Below are 19,865 nucleotides of genomic sequence, written 5' to 3'. Positions count from 1 at the left end.
GGGAGTGCATTTGGTCATTCGGCCCATCGCGCTATTCTGCGGCCCGCGGTTTCGCCCGACACCAGGGAACGATATCGCCCCCCATGTATTAGAAACCCATGGACACTATGGAACCCCACGGCCACGGGATGGCGGTCGATATTTTGACATCGGAAGTTGCCAATGCCAGGCAGCGCATCCACCGGACCGAGCTCGCGCTTCAACGCACTGAAGAAATGCTGGCCGAAAATCTCGCGCTGTGCAGCAGGATACGAACTGCCGTCGAGGCCGCAGACCGCTTGGTGAAGATCGATCCCCCCAGCTTTGAAGGACGTCGCGCGGGTTGAACTGGGCCGGCGTTTCGTTCGTCGCGATCTTGCGGCACCCTGCCACAAGAGCCTGCCCTATTGGCATCACAGCGTGAGCAAACATTGGACAGAAGCATTTCAACGGTCGCTATGTGCAACACCGACGCTAGATCGACACGATCTTCTGTTCAAACAGCGGGGATTAATGCTCGGCGGATCGAAGGGGGCACGGGGGTCTTCGCGCGAGCCAGTTATCCGATCTCCCGCTCAGAAATTTCTACCAAATATTCCGACCTCCTGATGGAACCCATTCGTTGCGGGCGAGTTGCGGCTCATTGGGACGGACTTCCCGAACATGACAACGAGCAACAAAGCAGACCATCAGTCTGTCTCCGAAGCGTTTCGGAAACTGATCCGTTCCGAAGGCTATCGTCATCACGTACAAACGTTCTTAAATCTGGAGGTCGAACCAGAACTGCCGCCAACCCTACAGTCATTACTTGCGGCTATTGATCGGGCCAAACAGGGCCCGACGGAAGAAGGTCCCTAGCCGGCTGGCTGAGCGTCAGGTCAAAGAGTATAGAAGCTCGCTTCGTGGCTTGTCCCCCTGATTCCCACTCAGAAGTTATCAAACATTCTTCTTGATTTTTCTCGACAGAGGATCATGAATGTTCCCTTGGGTTCTCGCTGAGGTGGGAGGCCTTGTATGAACGTTTGGGCGAACTGCCGACCCGACAAAGTGACTGCCAAACACCTTGTTCACGAGCTGATCCTACAAGCCCGTCGCGGCCAAATCATCTCCGTCAAAGAGACTATCGCAGCAGTGCGCCGAGACGGGCCACATCTGGCGGAAACTGACTGCGAGCTGGTGGAGCTTATTGTCAATGTTGCCCCAGCCTTTGGCCTGTTCGTCGGGTTCGATCTTCGCGAATAACCGCCTCCTCAACAGGGCGGACCGTCGCGACACGGTCTCGATCAAAGCGGCACTACGCGAAGCTCGGGAGACTGCGCCTTATTTGGTGGCCTCCAACGAAGAACTAACCGAGGCGATCGTCGAGGCAGCAACTGCCATGGGCCTCTGCGTGGCTATCGACGGTCGCGAGTAGCTGTCAGCCAACTTCAGCCGCTGTGGCATCGCAACGGAAGCGCGCCGTCCTGCGCCATTTGAATAGTCAGAGGTAATCCGTAATTACCTTCGCAACCTGCTCACTCTGCCTGTAGAACGGGAACTGGGCTGAGCAAAAGTATTTGCTGGAGGAACTTGATCGGGCCGACAAAGAGTGACCGCATGGCTCTCCACTGGTTCAACCCTCCGGTCCCGGTCAAGACCGAGCGTCCCGGGATCATCCGCAGCGTAAACAACGCCGAAGCAGCCGGCGAGGAGCTGATGAAGTGGACCAAGCGTGGCCCTTGGTGGGACCTCGCGGTGCGTGTTTGCATGGCCGTGATTTTCGACGAGATGGAAGCTGAGGAGGCCCGCAAGGCATTCCTGGCTGCTGCAAAAGAGGAGGGGACATTACTCCCCCCAATGACAACCAGCTAAATTGGATTGCGGTATAAGGTTCTAGGTGTCTCAGACCAACACCGCCTTCGCGAAAGGAGCCCGCCGCCAAGCATGGAGATGAGAGGCGACGGACCCCCCCACAGCGGCTGCACATCCACGAAGTAATCCCGCTGCCGCCTCTAAACCCGCGAGGGCCTACATCGTTCCCTTAGCTGCAGCTAAAGCGGGGTTGGTCGGCGGGCTCTTCCCGCTCTAAGTTCCCTCTTATGGGCCCCCTCTGGTTCGCTCCCCCGGTCTACGTGAAGACGAAACGTCCGGGCATTCGCAATGGGGTCAGCCACGTCGAGGGAGCCGCCGAGGAACTCCTGGCATGGGACACAAAGGGCCCGAGGTGGACGAAGGCGGTCCAATCCTGCGTCGACGCGTTCGAGGGCAAATCCTCCCCCCAAGAGGTGCGTGAAGCCTTTGAGGCGGCTGCCAAGGAGGCCAACGTGTATCTCTCCCCTGAGTAGGAGGTATCATGGCGCCCATCTGGTTCGTCCCTCCGGTGTTCGTGAAGACTGAAACCGGTGTCAGGCATGGCTGCAACAATGCGAAGGAAGCCCTTGAGCAGCTCAAGATGTGGACCCGGCGAGGGCCTCGCTGGCATAAGGCGGTGACCCTCTGCCTGTCAGCCTTGGAGGGCGATTCGATTGACCCCCACATAATACGAAAGGCCTTTGAGGCTGCCGCTAAGGAGGCCAACGTGTATCTCTCCCCTGAGTAGGAGTTGTCGTGGCAACCCATTGGTTCTCCCCTCCGGTGTACGTCAAGACCGACCGACCTGGGGTCACCTACGGGTGCAACAACGTCGAGGGTGCCGCCGAGGAACTCATGAAGTGGACCAAGATGGGACCTAAGTGGAGGAAGGCTGTGCAACTGTGCGCCGACGCCCTTCAGGACCGTGTGACTCCGGAAGAGGTCCGTCAGGCTTTCGAGGCTGCTGCCAAGGAGGAGAGGGTGCTGCGTGAGTAGCAGGCCGGTGCCCATGGCTATGTTGGGAAGGACCCGTTAGGCTGTCTAATGCTGACCAAGTCCGCGCTGCTCGAAATAGACCCGGATACGAGAGCATTCACTCTGGTCGGCGCATTTATGGCCATTTTGCACTTCTTGAAACTGGCATCGGAGCTGCTCTGGGCGAGGTAGTTGGCGTCAATGGGGCACGTCGAGTAATCATCAATCGAAACATGGGGTTCGACGAGAAGATCAAAACCGTACGCACAGGGGACCGGAACCGGAATGTCAGGCTTCTAAAGCCGATGGCAGAAAGTGGATATGCTGTGGCGGCATTTGAGGGCACGTTCCTGCTCTTGATTATTGCCAGTGAGCTGTGCGCGCAAATCGGGAAGATGGAAGGGCCGGAGGCAGGAAGCACGGCCTCAGGCCGAGGCGCTAATCAAGCGGGTCGGCAATGATCGCGAAAAGCTCAATGCGGCCTGCAGCGAAACTAAAGAAGTAGTCGCGCGTTGGACGCGGATAACGCTATTTCGTCTCTGAGTATGGTTTAGGTCAGAGTGGTCAAGCCGACGTCGCGTAAGGCAATCAATGGGTCGAGCGCTAGTCAAGCGAAGTCGCCCGCTCGTGACGAGGTCACTTTAGCGCCGCCCGCTTTCCGGCCGGTCCAGCTCGCGACGCTCGTGGACACGGTCCCTGCCGGCGATCGTTGGATCCATGAAATGAAATACGACGGCTATCGTATTCTCGTTGCCGTCGGCGGTGGCGAGGCGCGAGCCTACACACGATCTGGTCTGGACTGGTCTAGCCGTTTTCCCTCGGTCCTCTCCGAGGCTCGCAAGCTCAAGGTGCGCTCCGCCCTGATTGACGGCGAGGCCGTGGTTGTCGATGTCGAAGGAAGATCTAACTTCCAAGCGCTTCAAAATGCATTGAAGGGTGCCCCGGCGACTATCGACTTTTATGCGTTCGATCTGCTGCAGCTCGACGGCGAAGACTTGACAAGGCTGCCTCTTGTTGAGCGCAAGGCGAAGCTGGAGGCGATCTTGCCTGCGAAAAATTCGGTCCTTCGTTACTCCGACCATATCCTCGGCCGCGGAGAAGAGCTGCTCGATCGCTTCTGCGCAGCCGGCCTTGAGGGCGTCATCTCAAAGCTCGCGGATTCGAGTTATGTGGCGGCCCGCGGCGCAAGCTGGCTGAAGATCAAATGCATCAGGCGGCAGGAATTTGTGATTGTCGGCTGGACGCCGTCCGACAAGGTCCGCGCGTTTCGGTCCTTGATCCTTGGCGTTCATGACGGCGGCAAGCTGCGTTACGCCGGGAAAGTCGGCACCGGCTTCGATACCGCTGAACTTCTTCGTCTCTTGAAGATCATGGCGCCGCTAGAGCAGAAGGCCGCGACCGTCGACGCACCACGCGCCGAAGTGCGCGGCGCACACTGGCTCCGTCCGAAACTGGTCGCTGAGATTGCCTTCACCGAAATGACAAATGAAGGGACGTTACGACATCCGAGCTATCTTGGTCTCCGTGAAGACAAGAAGCCGGAGGCGGTCGTGCTCGAGACGGAACGTCATGCAGCCGATCTCGCCGCGTCTGCGACAACCGCCATCGCGATAAGTAACCGTGACCGCGTCATCTATCCGGAGTCCAACATCACCAAGGGACAGCTTGCCGACTATTACGCAGCGGTCGCGGCGATCATGCTTCCTTGGGTTGGCAGCCGGCCGATCAGTCTGGTTCGATGCCCACAGGGCCGCGCGAAGAAGTGCTTCTTCCAAAAACACGACGCCGGCAGCTTTGGCGACAAAGTCCACCACGTCGGCATCACGGAGAAGGACGGGCACGAGGAACCATATCTCTATGTCGACGATGCCGACGGACTGATGACTTGCGTCCAGATGGGAACGATCGAGCTGCATGGATGGGGGGCTCGGATCGAGGATGTCGAAAAGGCCGACCGCCTCGTGTTCGACCTCGACCCCGATGAAGGTCTCGATTTTGAGGCCGTCCGCGCCGCTGCCTTTCAGTTCCGCGCTATCCTTAAATCGCTGGGACTTACGACTTTCCCGATGCTGACGGGAGGCAAAGGAGTGCACGTCATCGCGCCGCTCACCCCTGGCGCCGAGTGGCCACAGGTGAAGGACTTCGCGTCTCGCCTGGCGCAGGCGGTCGCCCGGAGCGATCCGGCCCATTTCACGGCCGTGTTGTCAAAGGCGCGCCGCAAGGGTCGCATCTTTGTGGACTATCTACGCAATCAGCGCGGGGCGACCGCGATCATGCCTTACAGCGCGAGATCACGTCCGGGCGCTCCTGTCGCGGCACCGATCACGTGGGCGGAGATGAAGACAATAGACGCGCCCTCTCATTTCCACGTGGGCGATGCTCCTGAATTAAAGAAACGCGCAGCCTCCAAAACTCTGGCTGGATGGGGTCGCGCTGACCAATCCTTGCCCAATCTGTAGCGTCCGACGCGGGAAGAGGCAGTAAAGCCGGGATTCAAAGGGCAACGCGGCGCTCACGGCCTTGCCTCATTGGAACCTGCGGAGATCGGTCTCGTTTGGCTGAAGCCATGGCAAAAATCGATCCTAGGACCGTCGCCAGTCTTTTGAGGGAATACGCGCAACGGGCGTCTATGCGCGGCGACAATCCCTATCGCACAAAGGCATACTTGCGCGCGGCAGACAGTCTGATGGCGCTGTCGCAGCCGCTTGATCGGATCATCGCCGCCGGCGCCCTCACCAAAATCCCGGGGATCGGTGACGCGATCGCAGACATCGTGACCAAGCTTTACCAAACCGGCACGCACCCAAGCCTTGAGAAGCTGCGCGAGGATGTTCCAGCGGGCGTGATGGAGCTGTTTGCCATACCCGGGCTTCGTCCCGATAAGATACTGAAGCTTCATCAGGCGCTCGGCGTGAACTCGGTGGCGGAGCTCGAGGCCGCAGCGAGAGAAGACCGCATCCGCCCAGTCAAAGGCCTCGGCGCCGCGCTTCAGACAAAGCTGCTGCAGAACCTGGCCATCGTGCGAAGCGGCGAAACGCAACTTCACCTGCACAAGGCCGCCGCTCTTCTCCATCATGCGGTCATATCGGTAAAGCAACAGCATCCAGAGTTTTCGCGCGTGGAAATTGCAGGTGACTTCCGACGCGGTTGCGAGCTCGTTTCCGACTTCGCCCTGGTAGCGCAGGCCAGAAAGTCGACTGGAATCGAGGATATGACCCTCAGGCTTGTTGTCACGGACAGGAAGCACTTTGGCGCGAGCCTGCTCGAAGCAACCGGTTCGACAGACCACCTTGAGCAACTGAAGACGTTCGCGGCCAATAAGGGGTTCACCCTAAACGCCGACGGGCTTCATCGCGGGAGAAAACTGATCGCGTCAGCGACAGAAGAAGAAATCTACCAAGCTCTAGACTTGCAGTTTATCGAGCCGGAATTGCGCGAAGGCAGGGACGAGATTGAGCGAGCCGCAAAGCGGAAGCTACCCGTTCTCGTTCGGGATGAAGATCTGCATGGCATCCTGCATTCTCACACGACCGCATCCGATGGAACCGAAACGCTTGAGGCAATGGCTGAAGCCACGCACAAGCGCGGATTCGAATACTATGGTGTCGCCGATCATTCGCAGTCCGCTCACTACGCCGGCGGCCTTTCGGTGCAGGAGATTGCTGAACAGCACCGCGAAGCTGACCGGCTGAACAAGGCATACAATGGAAAATTTCGCATATTGAAGGGCATCGAGGCTCGCTCGATTACCCGGACGATATCTTGGAGACGTTCGATTTCGTCGTCGCGAGCGTGCACAGCCGCTTCAATTGCCAAAGAAGGAACAGACGGAGCGTATCATTGAGGCGATCGGAAATCCTCGGACGACAATCATCGGGCACATGACCGGTCGCCAGCTGTTGCGCCGGCCCGGTTATGATCTCGACGTCGACAAAGTCCTCAAAGCGTGTGCGAAACACGGCGTCGCTGTCGAAATCAACGCACATCCGTGGCGACGCGACCTCGATTGGCGCTGGCATCAAAAGGCACTCGATCAGGGCTGCATCTTCAGCATCAATCCGGACGCTCATTCGATCCGCGAGCTCGACCACATGCATTGGGGTGTCGAGATGGCGCGCAAGGGCGGTGTTCCTGCGAAGCGGGTCCTGAACGCGATGCGTTTGACGGCTCTCCTTGCGCATCTCGCACGGCGCAGCCAAACGGCCTAACCTGCTTGTGCGCCCGGCCTATCAGTGCAGGAGTCCGTCCTTCTCAAAATCTTCCCAGCCGCGCAAATTGGAGTGCGAGTTCTCATCGTGGCCATAGCCACCTGAAGCTGCAGTTTCGCGACCGCTTCTTTGAGCACGTTTCATAGCGGCCTTCCCCGCGGCTCGCCGCCTATTCTCTGCAGCTGTCGCTGCGTCCTGTTCGCGCCAGACCGTTACCAGGTCGCGGTCAAGCACATCCTCCACGTGCTGCGGGTCGAACACGTGAAAGGTGATGTTCCTTGCCCGCCCGCGGAGTTTCACCGTTTTCGTCCCGGCGCTCTGCAAGCGACCATCTTTCAGCCAGCGGTGCCGTTCGGCCGTCGAGATCGTCAGAATGTCCTCGATTTCACGGGGGATTACGGGCAGTTCTTCGATATTCTGCAGTGCTTTGGATACGATCCCGAATACCACCTGCACATCATTCTCGGCGCCCTCAGACAGGCGCAGGGTAAGCACGCGGGACTCGATATTGAGCAATTTCCTGAACTCCGTTGGAAGGCGGGCGCGTATTTCGAGAAAAATACCCGTCGCTCTGACGGACGATCCAAGCGTTGCAGCCGGGGTCAAAGGCCATTCTCCAATCAGCTTCGCTGTTGCATTGGTTTTTCGGCGCGTGGACATGCCCCTTTATATAGGTCACTGATTTTCGGCAGCGATGAGCCGATCGCAACGCCAACAGAGTTCTAATCCGCCAGCGGTCTGAACCACGATGCCCAAAGGCGCAACCACGATTGTTAGCGGGGCCGCTTGCAACTTCGGCTAACAGGAAGCGGCAGAGTTAATCTCAAAGTGCGATATCAGGCGCGTTGCCGCCTGGCGGCTTTTTGGGGGCCGTTTGCTGTCCGTCCGGTTATTGCCGAGGGACCAGTTAAAGCCGCCGTTCGGCTCACGACCTCTTCGCGGAATACAAGGCAAGTTCAGATCCCGCGGAAGCCGACATTGAACTGCCTCTCCGTTTACACGTTTGGCAAATGTTGCGAATGGAGGGAGTTGCATGTTTGAAGGTTTCTCGCTGGAGCAGATCAAACTTCCGGAAGCGACGCTCAGAGTGCGGGTTGGTGGAAGGGGCCACCGCTTCCTGATGCTGCACGGTCATCCTCGCACCCATGCCACTTGGCATCGCGTGGCGCCGATTTTGGCTGAGGAATACACCGTAATTTGCCCTGGTCTTCGGTGCTCGCCCTTGCGGTGTGTCGCAACACAATCAGCGCGTCCGGTTTGCCGTGAACAGATCTTGCTGATGCACCAGTTCGTCCGCGACGGGCTGACGGAGGCGGCGTGTGCCATTCGGGTGGATGGCCGAAAATAACCCCACCTCTGCATGACGCGAATTGTCCCAGCCCGGGTAGGCCGTTATCGGGTACAGGCAAATACCCTCGAATCGATGCTCCGACACCCATAGCGGCACGCACCTCGTCGCGGCATACATAGTGGAGCCAAGCCGGCCCGCCGGATCCCTCTGAGCCGGTCTGGGCAATGAACATCGGCTTACCGTACCGATGAGCAACCTCGAGCAACATTTCCGACAAAGCGCGGTACTCATGGTGTCCCATCGATATCGTCGGCCCGTTTATTTACCATTGATTGTGCGGCTAGAAATTCAGGCCCACGACATCGACAACATCTTCGCTCCCGCCCAACTCAGGTTCGACGCGGCCCAGCAACATGTCGTAAGCTTCGAACTGCCCCTGACGGGCGTTTTCGGCCCGACCCCGTTCGCTGCGGGTCCGGTCACGAGGAGCGATTTGGATAAGGGGCTCGGCCCAGACAAATCTGCAGGCGGGGTCGATCTCCCGCATTGCACGAACACCCGCGATGGCAGCCTTCACGAGATGCCGCTTGAACCATCCACGTTTGTTCGGCCCCACGCGGGAAATAGCCGATCTCAACAGCCCATGCGAAAAAGGAGATCTAGTCGATGGGACACAACAGAGGCGGTGTTCCGGCGATCGAACGCTGTACGCTCACGGCTTCTGCCGCGAACGAGGCATAGGCATCGATGAAATGCAGCGATCGCTGATCGACATGGTCTGGAGATCCGCAATGGAAGATGTCCCAGATAACCTGGACACCTGCCGATCGGGCCGCCTCGACCATTGGCGCCCAACTTGACCAGTCATAGGCGAAGCTTGCGGAACCGGAGCCTCCACCTGGTGCTCGTCCATACGCCCCACTTCGCTCATTCGAAGTCTTCTTTCAGCAGTCGGCTCCGAACTCGGCCGCCTTGTTAGGACCGGGAACCGCGTTGGCGAAATACCGCATCCAATGGGGCGCGCGCCATCTTCGTTGCTCAGTCCAGCTCGTCCTGGCGCGACCGGGTAATGCCGAACCGATTTGGTCGAGCCTTTGTTCCTGTGGTGGACCGTCCGGAGCTGGGTGGCGAAGGAGGAACAAGGAGGGCCGTGCCAAGTTCGGGGCGATATACCACCGCCGCCGATCGACTCGAGCGGCTGCTCAGCAACAAGAGAGGCACGGGATCACATGACCGTTCAGATTCGACTTTCCGAGATCGACCACGCCAGGCGCGAGGATCGTGGCGACGGCGCTTGGAGCATCGCACCGGACTTGGGCTATTTGCGCCTAGCAATCGTCAATGTCGTGTTCTTCGGCGCACCGGGCAGCGGAGATCGGAACTGGATGCTGATCGATACCGGGTTGCCGACGTCCCGCGGCAGCATTCTTGCGGTCGCGGAAAAGCGGTTTGGCACGAACGCACGGCCGGCCGCGATCATCCTGACCCACGGCCATTTCGACCATGTGGGAACGGTTCTAGACCTCGCGAATAGGTGGGACGTGCCTGTCTTCGCGCATGCACTCGAGCGCCCCTATCTGGACGGAACCGCGTCCTATCCGCCACCGGATCCCTGGGTCGGGGGTGGACTGATGGCGCTGCTTTCGCCGCTTTTTCCACGGGGGCCAATTGATCTTGGCAACCGTTTGGAACTCTTACCTGCCGACGGATCGATCCCCGGAATGCCCGGATGGCGATGGGTACACACACCCGGGCACGCTCCTGGGCATATCTCGCTCTGGCGCGAGGAGGACCGCTCGCTGATCGTAGGGGACGCTTTCATCACCACCGGTCAGGAGTCAGTCTACGAGGTCGCCGTTCAGGATCTTGAGATGCACGGTCCGCCGCGCTACTTCACGCCGGACTGGGATGCGGCGGAAAGATCCGTGAAGCACCTGGCAGCCCTGAACCCGCAGATGGTCATCAGTGGACACGGTGCGGCTGCTGCGGGAGTGGGCATGCGTCAAGCTCTTGATAGCCTGGCTGAGCGGTTCACGGTGTTCGCCGTCCCGCCGAAATTGAAATTCGTGCGCGAGCCGGCGGCAGTCCTAGGTAGCTGAGGCTAACTGAGCCGCCGTCGTTCTGAAGTATGATCAAGTTGGGCAGACTCTATCTCTCGAGCCGGTAGAGTTACCCGTCGGGTCGCGCTCTCCATCGTCGCCGACAAACTCTGACAAGCGGAACAAACCCGGGAGGCGCCGGGTTAGGGTCGCTCGATCGGTGCAGGGCGACTGCGGCCAAGCGCCCCGAAGTTCTGCGTCAGGAGAAGACGTCAGATGGAAAACGAGTACCCCGAAGGACGCGTCCTCTCCGCCGGTGAGCCGACCGGCAAGAAGTTGTTCGAGCACACACGCGTCGGCATCCGCCAAGACTTGGCTTCGTTTCGCTCATCGGCCAAACCGTGGAGGAGACCAAATGGCAAATCTGGGAAGATTGGCGATCGCGATGCTTGGCGTTCTGGCATACCAAAATCGCGACAAGCTCTGTGAATTGATTCCGGGAGCGGGGTATCTTAACCCAAACGACCCGCAACGCAGAATTCTGGCTCAGATAACGAATGGCGTGTCGAGGGCTGACCTTGGTGAGATCCTCGACCGGTTCAGGGAGGTGGGGGCAGGATCGAAGGTCGACTCGTGGGTTGGCAGCGGGCCAAACCAACCGATCGAGCCAAGGGACGTCGAAGCGGCAATGGACGAAGGTACACTCACGTCCATTTCGATGCAGACGGGCCTTTCGCGCGAGGAGCTAATCAGAAGGATTGCGCGGGATCTACCCGAGGCAGTCAACGAGATGACGCCGAATGGTGAATGGCCGCCTGAGCCGAGACAAGGCTTGGATGAGTCGACCCTGCTCGACAATGTATCCTAGGAGACACAGCCAGGAATGCAGCCGGCCAAGGCGAGATCCGGGGTGGCAACTCTACACTCGGGGACGCTCCTGCGCGATCGCCTTCATCCGCTCGGGAACCAAGGATCTGGTTCGAGCGCGCCGAACGCGCAACTGGCCGCCATCCTGAAAATGCGGCACCGCTGCATCGCGGCGCCCTCGCGCTCGCGTATATCGGTGAGCGGAAGAAGGGCGCGTTCCTGGCTGGCCAGAGCGCTGGCGATCGATCCGGACGACTTCGTGACGCAGTACAACGCCGCTTGCATGTATTCCGTGCTCGGGGAAGTGGAGCAGCGGTGCGGTACCTGGAAAGAGCCGTCGGAGGAAGCATGAGTCAGAACGTATTGGAACGAATCCGTCACGAAGTCGATTTCGACGCCATTCGCGATCACCCGCGGTTCGTGCAGCTTCTTGGTTCACTTGGCTTGTGACGCACAGCTGTACTTGCACAGGCTTCGGCCTGCCTAGCAGCCGCGTTCGCGGCGCGTCCGCTTTGGGTGGCGGATTCAACGGATCGCAGCAACACACGCTCTTTTCTGAAAGTGGAGTGTGAGCCATGAAGCAGCGAAGTCGCATCTACTACTCGGCCGCTCAGCGGCCTGAGTTTGGGTTCGATGGCAGGCGGGCGAGTCGATGAGCTCGATCGGACGACGATTCGATCGGAAGTCTTCATCGGTGCCGCCGCGCCTGGGCCTTGCACTGGCGGGCTGCCACCCTTGCCTGTCGCCGGTGGTGTTTTCCCCCACATTTTGCTGCCGCTGCTTGTGCTGCTCACCTGGCCGCTCGCCATGGGCAAGTATTTCGCCCCGGCATCGTCTCTGCGGGGTTTGCTTCGTCGGCAAAGGACATCGCCAGCTGGCCTCACAGCTGCGGTCGATCGCGGCCGAATCGGGATTGATGCTGGCCGACGCGCTGGCCGGCGGCCGCTTCACCCGCTACAATGATCTGTTGATGCCTGCCGGCATTATTGCCGGGGCCGGCGACCGGTTGTTCGATGCGAAAGCCGAGGCTCTTAGACTACAATCGGAGATTCCTGGTTCCTTTGTCGATATCATCCCGCAGGCCGGCCACATGGTCCACCACACCGCACCGCTAGCTGTTCTCGCCATGGTGGACAGGGTCGCTGCCGCGGCCAGCAGTGAAGTAGGCCGGCACTGGCGCGATCCCGAAGAAGTGGAATCGCGATTTTCGGAAAAGATCATGCTCAAAAGCAATAGGTAGAACCCCGTCCCGACTCTATCGGGTGGCGAATCCGATGATTTACTTCACGGCGGCACGCACTTCAGCGAACCGCATCCTGTGCATCCATCCGCGCCGGTTCGGCTAACATCGACGTCGAGGTCCCGTATCTTGGGGATTTGGCCAGGGGAACGGCCCCAATTCCGTGTTCGGCTTCTGCCTCTCTTTGTGGCTGCCAGTATCTAGTCGTCTGCAAATCGAGGCCACGGACTGACAAGCACCCCCGCACTACAAGGAGCTGGCGGTCGGAGAACAAATGTAGACATGTCGCACCATCCTTGCGGGTACGGCTTGCGATGCATACTGACGGTCGAGGGCTTAATGTAACCAAATCAACGGCTCGGCGTTTCGGTCAGCGCCGTTGCAATGAGCGAAGCCATAAACTCTGTCACGAGCATAGACTGGCGATTTCATGAGTCGCAATTTTCTGGTGATTGAACCTGAGGAAGGCATTGCCGTGCTCAAGGGGCTTGCCTCCTCGGCGCGGATCTCGATGCTGAAACTGCTGCATGAGAAGGGGCCGATGAATGTCAACGAAATCGCCGCCGTGCTGTCGCTACCGCAGTCGACCGTCTCGACCAACATCCAGGTGCTGGAGGATGCGGGGCTGATCCGCACCGAGAGAGCGAAGAAAGGCAACCGGAAAATCTGCTATCCGACCGCCGAAAAAGTGCTCGTCGTGTTCAAGAGCGAATATCGTGCGGTCAAGAACGACGCGATCGAAGTGTCGATGCCGATCGGGCTTTATACCGGCTTCGAGGTTACCGCGCCCTGCGGCCTTTGTTCGCCGGACGGCATAATCGGTCTGCTCGATGTGCCGAACACTTTCCTCGATCCGGACCGCATGAAAGCCGGGCTTCTATGGTTCACCCGCGGTTTTGTCGAATACCAGTTTCCCAATAATGCCAAGCTCGCTAATGCCGAGATCACCGAGCTCGAAGTGGCGATAGAGCTGTCTTCGGAAGTGCCGGGCACCAGCGCCGATTGGCCGTCGGACATCACGCTGACGATCAATGGCGTCGATGTCGGCACCTGGACGTCGCCGGGGGATTTCGGTGACAAACGCGGCGTCTTCACGCCCTCCTGGTGGAAGCTCAAGGGCTCGCAATACGGTAAGCTGAAGAACTGGCGAATTGCCAATGACGGCACCCATGTCGACGGCCTCAGGATTTCCAAAACCGGCCTCGCCGCACTCGATCTGAAGAGCCATCATTCAATCCGCGTCCGTATCGGCGTCAAGGACGACGCCAAGCGCCCCGGCGGGATCAATATTTTCGGCAAGGGCTTTGGAAATTACGATCAGGACATTGTGCTCAGGATCAAAACCGCGTGAATCGACTGGCCGCGTTGCTGCGCTCAGTTACAGTTCATTGCTAGGCTAGGCTTGCAGCTGGCACCGCCGTCCATGAGGCGACCGGCTTGCCTGACGTGTATAGATCTCTCGTCGCAAGCTTTGCCCACTGGCTGCGAATCCCCTGCTACCCTCAATCACCAGTACAAAGGGATCCGTCCCACCAACCAACAGCCAGAGCATCCTCCGTTCCGGCAAAATGCCGGAACTTACCATCTAGGCAACTCTCGAAAGTATATGCCGATCCAGGTCACACTTAGCCAACCCGAACCGCCAGCGATGGTTCGTAGCCTCACGCCTGCTCTGGTAGAACAAGGTCAGTTGCCGGCCGTCGATCATCACCGTCGAATGGCCATTCTCGCCGGGCTCACCAGGGTCGAGAACGGGGCCAACGGAAACGTAGGGACCCTTGACGTCATCGGCGATGGCGAAGAAGACGCGCTGCCGGCTGCCGCGCGGACCTTCGGGGAGGAAGCAGGTGGCGTTGAGAAGCACACGACCGTCCGGCAGCGCGACGAGCTGCGCGCCTTCTATCCCCCATTCGTAATCGGGGTGCTCGCGCGCATTGTGATGTGGCACGTCGAGATGATCGAGTATCTTGCCGAGACGTTTCCATGGCCCGAACCAGGAATCGGATTGGCTGCGCGCCAGATAGACATCAGGCTGGGGCACCCTGGTGAATTTGGGCATGCCTGAATAGACGATATAGCGCTTGCCTCCGACGATTGCGGGGTGGGGATCGTAGATGCCGTCCTCATCGGTGTCGGGCAGCGACAATATCGCCGGATTGAGCACCACCCAATGAAAGCCGTCATTGGACACCGCGTGCTCGCAACGTCCGCCGGACTTCATGAATTCGGTCTGGATAAACATGTGGAAGACGCCGCACTCATGAATGACGCCGGGCGCCGCAATGCCAGATCCGGTTACCGGCAAAACGATCGCCTCGTGCTCTGTCCAGGGTCCATAAAGATCCGGCGCTGTGGCGTGGAGGATTTTCCAGCTCTCTGTTGTGACGGTGCCGCTGGAGCCGAAGACGTGCCAGAGCGTGCCGTCGAACACCGGACAAGGGTCCTTCAGATCATCCACAACCTGCGGGTGAAACAATGGAAAGACGTTGGTTTCAAAGTCGATCTTCATTCGCCAGCCATCCCTCGATTCGTCTCGGTCTCCATTCAAATGAACCACCGGCGCGACTCAGATGAATCGATTCCAAGCGTATTTATAGCTCCGCTGATGAACGGTTGTTGAACGATTGAAGGATTTGAACCGCTCTGTGGCAAAGGGCCACATTTGGGGAGCCCGACCTGACGCGAGGGGCTTCATCATGTGGATCGAATGGGGGCGGCCGGCTCGCCCCTTCTCTGTCGAGCCGTCGCAAGTGGAGCGGACGGCTGGTCTCGCCCGAGACAGTTTGGAGCTATGGAACAACTTATCGGGATGGAAGTTATATAGAAGGCTGCGAACTTCATGTCAAAGCTGCCTCGATTGACTTTTGTTAGTCGAGGCATTTTGTAACTATATCGAAGGATAATCTACATGGAAATGGCGGCGGGCCGGGCCAAAACACCAAAAAACCCTGTACAACCGTCAATTTTACTTTGCTTTTCCCACCTCCGATGGAACTTCGTATATCAGAGACCACAACACATTCTGACCCTGGCGTCAAAACAGCAACAGCTAATTTACTTCGAAGAGCCGATCTTCGATGAGAGGCGCCACCCTTCGATGCGGGTGCACAATATTACCCCCAAGATCAGAATAGTGACGCCGCTGATCCCAGTTGGTACTTCCGCGACCAGGGCGGACGCAATCCAGCGCAGGTTCGTCGATCAGATCCTCGCCTCCACGCCGCATGACCGATTGACGACCTGGTATTACACGCCCATGGCGCTACGCTTCAGCGATCATCTCGCCTGTGACGTCTGCGTCTACGACTGCATGGATGAACTCTCCGCGTTCAAAGACGCTCCCGCAGAGTTGACGCAGTTGGAAAAGGCGCTGTTGCAACGTGCCGATGTCGTCTTCACGGGCGGGCAGAGCCTCTACGAGGCCAAGCGCAGCTTGCATCGGGCGATCTTTCCCTTCCCGAGCAGCATCGACGTTACCCATTTCCATCAGGCTAGGGCGCCAGGTGAAGACCCGTTCGATCAGGCCGACATACCTCACCCGAGGGTGGGGTACTTCGGGGTCATCGACGAACGGCTCGACCTTGAACTTATCGCGCATGCGGCTGCGGCAATGCCAGACGTGCATTTTGTCATGCTCGGCCCTGTCGTCAAGATCGATCGGGCGAGCCTTCCCACGGCAGGCAACCTGCATTGGCTGGGCGGCAAGTCCTATGCAGACCTGCCGAACTATCTCAGGCATTGGAGTGCCGGCTGGATGCCGTTCGCGCTCAACGATGCGACCCGCTACATCAGCCCGACCAAGACTCCCGAGTTTCTTGCGGCAGGACTGCCGGTGTTGTCCACGGCGATCGTCGACGTTGTGCGTACCTACGGCGTCGAAGGCCTTGTCGAGATTGTCGAGGCGGAGGACATCGAGGCCAAGCTTCGCTCGATCCTGGCCCACCCCCGCGATTTCTTGGTGAAGAAGGCCGACGCCTACCTCGCCGACATGTCCTGGGAGAAGACCTGGAGCGCGATGGCTGCCCACATCGAGCGCGCCCATGCGATGAAGAGCGTCGTCCCATTCCTGAGGAGGGCGTGAGCGTGTTCGACTGGTTGATCGTAGGGGCCGGTTTCGCCGGCAGTGTGCTGGCCGAGCGTATCGCATCGCAACGGCAGGAAAGCGTCCTGATCATAGACCGACGAAATCACGTCGGCGGCAATGCCTATGACTGCTACGACGAGGCCGGAATCCTAATTCACCGTTACGGGCCTCACATCTTTCACACCAACGCCCAATCGATCGTCGACTATCTGTCGCAATTCACCGAATGGCGGCCTTACGAACATCGCGTGCTGTCGCTTGTCGATGGAAAGCTGCTGCCGATACCGATCAATCTCGACACCATAAACCGCCTCTACGGCCTTGAGTTAACGTCCGAGCAGCTGCAGGACTTCTTCGCTTCCCGGCGCGAAACGGTCAAAGAAGTCCGCACCGCTGAAGACGTCGTGGTCAGCACTGTCGGCAGAGAGCTCTACGAGAAATTCTTCCGCGGCTACACGAGGAAGCAGTGGGGTGTCGACCCTTCCCAGCTGAGCAAGTCGGTGACGGCGCGAGTCCCAACCCGGACCGATCGCGACGATCGCTATTTTGGCGACAGCTTCCAGAGAATGCCGGCAGGCGGGTATACGCGCATGTTCCAGCGCATGCTGGATAGTCCCAAGATCAAGATCATGCTGCAGACCGACTACCGCGAAATTCGCGACAAGATCCCCTTCCAGCGGATGATCTATACCGGTCCGATCGACGAGTATTTCGACTGGAAGCTTGGTCGCTTGCCCTACCGTTCGCTGCGCTTTGAGCACACGACGCTTGATTGCGAGCAGTTTCAACCGGTCGCCGTCGTCAACTATCCGCAGACGGAAAAATACACACGGATCACCGAGTACAAGCATCTGACCGCTCAACAGAGTCCGAAGACCAGCCTCACCTACGAATACCCCTCGGACATCGGAGATCCTTATTACCCGGTGCCGCGGGCCGAAAACGAGGCGTTATACAAGCGCTATGAAGCCTTGGCCGCGGCCTGCCCGGAGGTCTGGTTCGTCGGACGTCTTGCAACATATCGCTATTACAATATGGATCAGGTCGTCGGCCAGGCATTGGCTACGTTCGGGCGCATTCAGACACGCCTGCCGGCAAGCGGGATGCTCGTCACGTCGACGCAGCGCGAGGCGGCCGAGTGAATGATGCGCCGGCCTGACCGGCGTTCGGGCGACCCACGGCCAAAGGGGCCAACGATGTTTCTCGGCGAACAGCTCTAGAATATGCTGTGCTGTTGATGCAGCTGAAAAGCGCGCACTGTTGGTATCAGCGAGGCTATAGCGCGCTTGCTTGTTGTTTCTCAAACGCCAAGAACAATCGGCGCTGGCGTTCCAACTCGTCCGCAAGTGGCTTGCGAACAGTGCGCGAGCCGTCCGCATGAATGGTGGAGAACAAGCCGACTTCGGCGTGGCGCGAATTGTCCCAACCTGGGTAGGCCGTCACCGGGTACAGGCATATACCCTGAACAGGTGCACCGAGGCTGGTCGCATCGCGCACTTCGTCGCAAACGTAGTGAAGCCAGGCTGGCCGGCCTGAACCTTCGGCGCCGGTCTCGGCGATGAACATCGGCTTGTTGTATCGTTCGGCGACCTCGACCAGCATTTCCGACAGTGCACGGTATTCGTGGTGCCCCATCGGTATCGTTGGGCCATTCAAGTACCATTGGTTGTGCGGATAGAAGTTGAGGCCGATAACGTCCACAACGTCCTCGCTGCCGCCCAACTCCGGTTCCACGCGCCCGATCAGCATGTCACACGCCTCGAATTGGCCCTGGCGAGCATTTTCGGCGCGCCGCCGCTCGGGGTGAGTACGGTCACGAGGAGCAATATGGATCAGCGGTTCAGCCCAGATGAACCTGCAGCCGGGTTCGGCCTCCCGCATGGCCCTCACGCCGGCGACCGCTGCCCTGACAAGGTGTCGTTTGAACCATCCACGCTTGTTCGGCCCGACGCGGGGGAAATAGCCGACCTCCACAGCCCATGCAAAAAACGAAATCTCGTTGATCGGGCACACCAGGGGAGCCACCCCGGTAGCGGAGCGATGAACCCGAACAGCTTCCGCGGCGAAACGGACGTAGGCCTTGATAAACCCCGGGCCACCTTGGTCGATATGGTCTGGCGAGCCATAGTGGAAGATATCCCAGATAATCTGCACCCCGGCCGCCTGGGCTGCTTCGATCGCCGACGTCCAACTCGACCAGTCGAAGACTCCGGGCGCTGTTTCAATCAGGTGCCAGCGCAAGCCGTCGCGGATCGTGCGAAGCCCAAGCTCGGCACAACGGCGATAGTCGGCATGTGCATGGATGTCATGTGAGGTCGCGCGGATCAGATCAAGACGGGCCCCGTCGGCGCGCCTGTGGGAGGAACACTCGAAACCAGCCATGAAAAAGCTGTCGAACCCGGAAGAGCCTGCCGTGGGCCGACGAGCGGTATCCTCGTTCATACCAACATCCTGTCGCCCAAGGCGTGGGCAAGTAATCGCATTCGCAGTCCCCCATTGTCAGTTCCGGTGGCCTAGTCGAAACCGGTCGGCCACCACCACGTCGACGGCTCGGCGGCTGCGGTGTACACGTGTGCCTGGATTGGCGAATACAACCAAGCTCCAATCCAGTCTGCCGGGGGCCGCGGTCGCGTCGATTCGATCCGAAGTTATGCGGCCTGTTGCATCGCCCGTTCGTTGACGCCTGTTTCGCCTAGTCGGGTGAGCGCCTCATCGGTTGCTTTTTCTTCCTTGAGCGTCTGTTCGAGTAGCGGGACGGCGTCTTTCAAGCCAAGTAACCCGGCCCATGTGACAAGAGTCCCGTAGCGCGCTATTTCATAATGTTCGACGGACTGGGCTGCAGCCACGAGACCCGCGTCCAATGCCGGAGCCTCCTCGAATTCCTCCAAAATCTCCTGTCCTTCTTCGATGATGCCGTCGATCGCCGGGCACGTTTTCCCTTGGGCTCTCTTGCCAAAGGCGTCGAAAACTTGCTGCAGGCGCTCGATCTGCCCTTCCGTCTCGTCACGATGTTTTTCGAACGCCGCTTTCAACTCTTCGGACTCCGCGCCCTTTGCCATTTTCCGGAGCGCCGTCAGAATCTTGCGTTCGGCGTAGTAGATGTCTTTCAGACCATCATAGAAAAGGTCTTCCAAGCCCTTGGAGCTGCCCTGAGAGCTTTTTTTCGTCGCCATGGTCATCTCCTCTTTCATTTCTATCGACGCATGCATGGCTCTAACTGGACCAGTCTCTTGTTGTTCCTTCGGCGACGGCACACCGGTAGCCAACAGCGAGCGACGGTCGGGTTGACCGCTGATTTCAGTCCGCCGCGCCAGCAGCGGCTTGAGCATCTCGGCTGCGCTCCATTGCGGAA

At 59.1% G+C, this 19,865-nt stretch carries 21 protein-coding genes; 16 read left to right on the top strand and 5 right to left on the bottom strand.

Annotated features, from left to right (window positions below):
* The first annotated feature begins 128 nt into the window (after positions 1-128).
* The 9 genes from NKJ81_RS20330 to NKJ81_RS20290 all read left to right on the top strand — a co-directional run bounded on the left by NKJ81_RS20330 (position 129) and on the right by NKJ81_RS20290 (position 6,992).
* On the top strand, positions 129-326 hold the full coding sequence (locus NKJ81_RS20330; protein WP_031213410.1) for a hypothetical protein: 198 nt from the start codon (positions 129-131) through the stop codon (positions 324-326).
* Positions 327-993: 667 nt separating this feature from the next.
* On the top strand, positions 994-1,221 hold the full coding sequence (locus NKJ81_RS20325) for a hypothetical protein (RefSeq protein WP_352541504.1): 228 nt from the start codon (positions 994-996) through the stop codon (positions 1,219-1,221).
* Between the two features lie 354 nt (positions 1,222-1,575).
* On the top strand, positions 1,576-1,830 hold the full coding sequence (locus NKJ81_RS20320; protein ID WP_352492321.1) for a DUF982 domain-containing protein: 255 nt from the start codon (positions 1,576-1,578) through the stop codon (positions 1,828-1,830).
* A gap of 227 nt (positions 1,831-2,057) precedes the next feature.
* Positions 2,058-2,303: a DUF982 domain-containing protein gene (locus tag NKJ81_RS20315; RefSeq protein ID WP_352517808.1), complete on the top strand. Its 246-nt coding sequence runs from the start codon at positions 2,058-2,060 to the stop codon at positions 2,301-2,303.
* Between the two features lie 8 nt (positions 2,304-2,311).
* Positions 2,312-2,557: a DUF982 domain-containing protein gene (locus tag NKJ81_RS20310; RefSeq protein ID WP_352473718.1), complete on the top strand. Its 246-nt coding sequence runs from the start codon at positions 2,312-2,314 to the stop codon at positions 2,555-2,557.
* Between the two features lie 8 nt (positions 2,558-2,565).
* Positions 2,566-2,805: a DUF982 domain-containing protein gene (locus NKJ81_RS20305; protein ID WP_352473716.1), complete on the top strand. Its 240-nt coding sequence runs from the start codon at positions 2,566-2,568 to the stop codon at positions 2,803-2,805.
* Positions 2,806-3,344: 539 nt separating this feature from the next.
* Positions 3,345-5,243 carry a DNA ligase D gene (ligD, locus tag NKJ81_RS20300; RefSeq protein ID WP_352541503.1) on the top strand — a complete coding sequence of 633 codons (1,899 nt, stop codon included), beginning with the start codon at positions 3,345-3,347 and terminating at the stop codon, positions 5,241-5,243.
* A 95-nt stretch (positions 5,244-5,338) separates the two neighbouring features.
* On the top strand, positions 5,339-6,628 hold the full coding sequence (locus tag NKJ81_RS20295; RefSeq protein WP_352541502.1) for a helix-hairpin-helix domain-containing protein: 1,290 nt from the start codon (positions 5,339-5,341) through the stop codon (positions 6,626-6,628).
* A 37-nt stretch (positions 6,629-6,665) separates the two neighbouring features.
* A complete protein-coding gene (locus tag NKJ81_RS20290) occupies positions 6,666-6,992 on the top strand; it encodes a PHP domain-containing protein (protein ID WP_352541501.1) in 327 nt (108 codons plus the stop codon).
* A 21-nt stretch (positions 6,993-7,013) separates the two neighbouring features.
* On the opposite strand, the gene NKJ81_RS20285 is transcribed toward NKJ81_RS20290, so the two are convergent.
* Positions 7,014-7,652 (bottom strand): hypothetical protein, encoded by a 639-nt coding sequence (locus tag NKJ81_RS20285; RefSeq protein ID WP_352541500.1) that lies wholly within the window; start codon positions 7,650-7,652, stop codon positions 7,014-7,016.
* Between the two features lie 373 nt (positions 7,653-8,025).
* On the opposite strand from NKJ81_RS20285, the gene NKJ81_RS20280 reads away from it, so the two are divergent.
* The 3 genes from NKJ81_RS20280 (at position 8,026) to NKJ81_RS20270 (ending at position 11,190) form a co-directional block, all read left to right on the top strand.
* The gene (locus NKJ81_RS20280; RefSeq protein ID WP_352467863.1) at positions 8,026-8,340 is read left to right on the top strand and encodes an alpha/beta fold hydrolase; all 315 of its coding nucleotides are present in this window, start codon (positions 8,026-8,028) and stop codon (positions 8,338-8,340) included.
* A gap of 1,172 nt (positions 8,341-9,512) precedes the next feature.
* Positions 9,513-10,382 carry an MBL fold metallo-hydrolase gene (locus NKJ81_RS20275; protein ID WP_352457917.1) on the top strand — a complete coding sequence of 290 codons (870 nt, stop codon included), beginning with the start codon at positions 9,513-9,515 and terminating at the stop codon, positions 10,380-10,382.
* Positions 10,383-10,737: 355 nt separating this feature from the next.
* Complete coding sequence (locus NKJ81_RS20270; RefSeq protein ID WP_352457918.1) at positions 10,738-11,190, top strand: YidB family protein; 453 nt, start codon at positions 10,738-10,740, stop codon at positions 11,188-11,190.
* Between the two features lie 83 nt (positions 11,191-11,273).
* Here NKJ81_RS20270 and NKJ81_RS20265 read toward each other — a convergent pair whose 3' ends face one another.
* The gene (locus NKJ81_RS20265) at positions 11,274-11,600 is read right to left on the bottom strand and encodes a hypothetical protein (RefSeq protein ID WP_352457919.1); all 327 of its coding nucleotides are present in this window, start codon (positions 11,598-11,600) and stop codon (positions 11,274-11,276) included.
* A 241-nt stretch (positions 11,601-11,841) separates the two neighbouring features.
* On the opposite strand from NKJ81_RS20265, the gene NKJ81_RS20260 reads away from it, so the two are divergent.
* Together NKJ81_RS20260 and NKJ81_RS20255 are read left to right on the top strand one after the other, a co-directional pair.
* Positions 11,842-12,429 carry an alpha/beta fold hydrolase gene (locus NKJ81_RS20260; protein WP_352457920.1) on the top strand — a complete coding sequence of 196 codons (588 nt, stop codon included), beginning with the start codon at positions 11,842-11,844 and terminating at the stop codon, positions 12,427-12,429.
* Between the two features lie 430 nt (positions 12,430-12,859).
* The gene (locus tag NKJ81_RS20255; RefSeq protein ID WP_352457921.1) at positions 12,860-13,780 is read left to right on the top strand and encodes an ArsR/SmtB family transcription factor; all 921 of its coding nucleotides are present in this window, start codon (positions 12,860-12,862) and stop codon (positions 13,778-13,780) included.
* 234 nt (positions 13,781-14,014) lie between these two features.
* Here NKJ81_RS20255 and NKJ81_RS20250 read toward each other — a convergent pair whose 3' ends face one another.
* Complete coding sequence (locus NKJ81_RS20250; RefSeq protein ID WP_352457922.1) at positions 14,015-14,938, bottom strand: glycoside hydrolase family protein; 924 nt, start codon at positions 14,936-14,938, stop codon at positions 14,015-14,017.
* A gap of 399 nt (positions 14,939-15,337) precedes the next feature.
* On the opposite strand from NKJ81_RS20250, the gene NKJ81_RS20245 reads away from it, so the two are divergent.
* Together NKJ81_RS20245 and glf are read left to right on the top strand one after the other, a co-directional pair.
* The gene (locus NKJ81_RS20245) at positions 15,338-16,510 is read left to right on the top strand and encodes a glycosyltransferase family protein (protein WP_352541499.1); all 1,173 of its coding nucleotides are present in this window, start codon (positions 15,338-15,340) and stop codon (positions 16,508-16,510) included.
* Positions 16,511-16,512: 2 nt separating this feature from the next.
* On the top strand, positions 16,513-17,655 hold the full coding sequence (glf, locus tag NKJ81_RS20240) for a UDP-galactopyranose mutase (protein WP_352541549.1): 1,143 nt from the start codon (positions 16,513-16,515) through the stop codon (positions 17,653-17,655).
* Positions 17,656-17,788: 133 nt separating this feature from the next.
* Here the strand turns inward: glf and NKJ81_RS20235 are convergent, their stop codons facing one another.
* Together NKJ81_RS20235 and NKJ81_RS20230 are read right to left on the bottom strand one after the other, a co-directional pair.
* A complete protein-coding gene (locus tag NKJ81_RS20235) occupies positions 17,789-18,955 on the bottom strand; it encodes a glycoside hydrolase family 1 protein (RefSeq protein WP_352541498.1) in 1,167 nt (388 codons plus the stop codon).
* Between the two features lie 206 nt (positions 18,956-19,161).
* A complete protein-coding gene (locus NKJ81_RS20230) occupies positions 19,162-19,686 on the bottom strand; it encodes a YciE/YciF ferroxidase family protein (protein ID WP_023677856.1) in 525 nt (174 codons plus the stop codon).
* Between the last annotated feature and the right edge of the window lie 179 nt (positions 19,687-19,865).

It is taken from the genome of Mesorhizobium sp. M0018 (assembly GCF_040323955.1).
Taxonomy (GTDB): Bacteria; Pseudomonadota; Alphaproteobacteria; order Rhizobiales; family Rhizobiaceae; genus Mesorhizobium.
The sequence above is the reverse complement of the archived record's forward strand: the minus strand, read 5'-3'. Positions and strand labels throughout refer to the sequence as shown.

Excerpts from the sequence above, each read along its gene's own strand:
- NKJ81_RS20330 (WP_031213410.1), top strand. The coding sequence starts at position 129 with ATGGCGGTCGATATTTTGACATCGGAAGTTGCCAATGCCAGGCAGCGC.
- NKJ81_RS20325 (WP_352541504.1), top strand. The coding sequence starts at position 994 with ATGAACGTTTGGGCGAACTGCCGACCCGACAAAGTGACTGCCAAACAC.
- NKJ81_RS20320 (WP_352492321.1), top strand. The coding sequence starts at position 1,576 with ATGGCTCTCCACTGGTTCAACCCTCCGGTCCCGGTCAAGACCGAGCGT.
- NKJ81_RS20315 (WP_352517808.1), top strand. The coding sequence starts at position 2,058 with ATGGGCCCCCTCTGGTTCGCTCCCCCGGTCTACGTGAAGACGAAACGT.
- NKJ81_RS20310 (WP_352473718.1), top strand. The coding sequence starts at position 2,312 with ATGGCGCCCATCTGGTTCGTCCCTCCGGTGTTCGTGAAGACTGAAACC.
- NKJ81_RS20290 (WP_352541501.1), top strand. The coding sequence starts at position 6,666 with ATGACCGGTCGCCAGCTGTTGCGCCGGCCCGGTTATGATCTCGACGTC.
- NKJ81_RS20285 (WP_352541500.1), bottom strand. The coding sequence starts at position 7,652 with ATGTCCACGCGCCGAAAAACCAATGCAACAGCGAAGCTGATTGGAGAA.
- NKJ81_RS20280 (WP_352467863.1), top strand. The coding sequence starts at position 8,026 with ATGTTTGAAGGTTTCTCGCTGGAGCAGATCAAACTTCCGGAAGCGACG.
- NKJ81_RS20275 (WP_352457917.1), top strand. The coding sequence starts at position 9,513 with ATGACCGTTCAGATTCGACTTTCCGAGATCGACCACGCCAGGCGCGAG.
- NKJ81_RS20270 (WP_352457918.1), top strand. The coding sequence starts at position 10,738 with ATGGCAAATCTGGGAAGATTGGCGATCGCGATGCTTGGCGTTCTGGCA.
- NKJ81_RS20260 (WP_352457920.1), top strand. The coding sequence starts at position 11,842 with ATGAGCTCGATCGGACGACGATTCGATCGGAAGTCTTCATCGGTGCCG.
- NKJ81_RS20255 (WP_352457921.1), top strand. The coding sequence starts at position 12,860 with ATGAGTCGCAATTTTCTGGTGATTGAACCTGAGGAAGGCATTGCCGTG.
- NKJ81_RS20250 (WP_352457922.1), bottom strand. The coding sequence starts at position 14,938 with ATGAAGATCGACTTTGAAACCAACGTCTTTCCATTGTTTCACCCGCAG.
- NKJ81_RS20245 (WP_352541499.1), top strand. The coding sequence starts at position 15,338 with ATGGAAATGGCGGCGGGCCGGGCCAAAACACCAAAAAACCCTGTACAA.
- NKJ81_RS20235 (WP_352541498.1), bottom strand. The coding sequence starts at position 18,955 with ATGAACGAGGATACCGCTCGTCGGCCCACGGCAGGCTCTTCCGGGTTC.
- NKJ81_RS20230 (WP_023677856.1), bottom strand. The coding sequence starts at position 19,686 with ATGGCGACGAAAAAAAGCTCTCAGGGCAGCTCCAAGGGCTTGGAAGAC.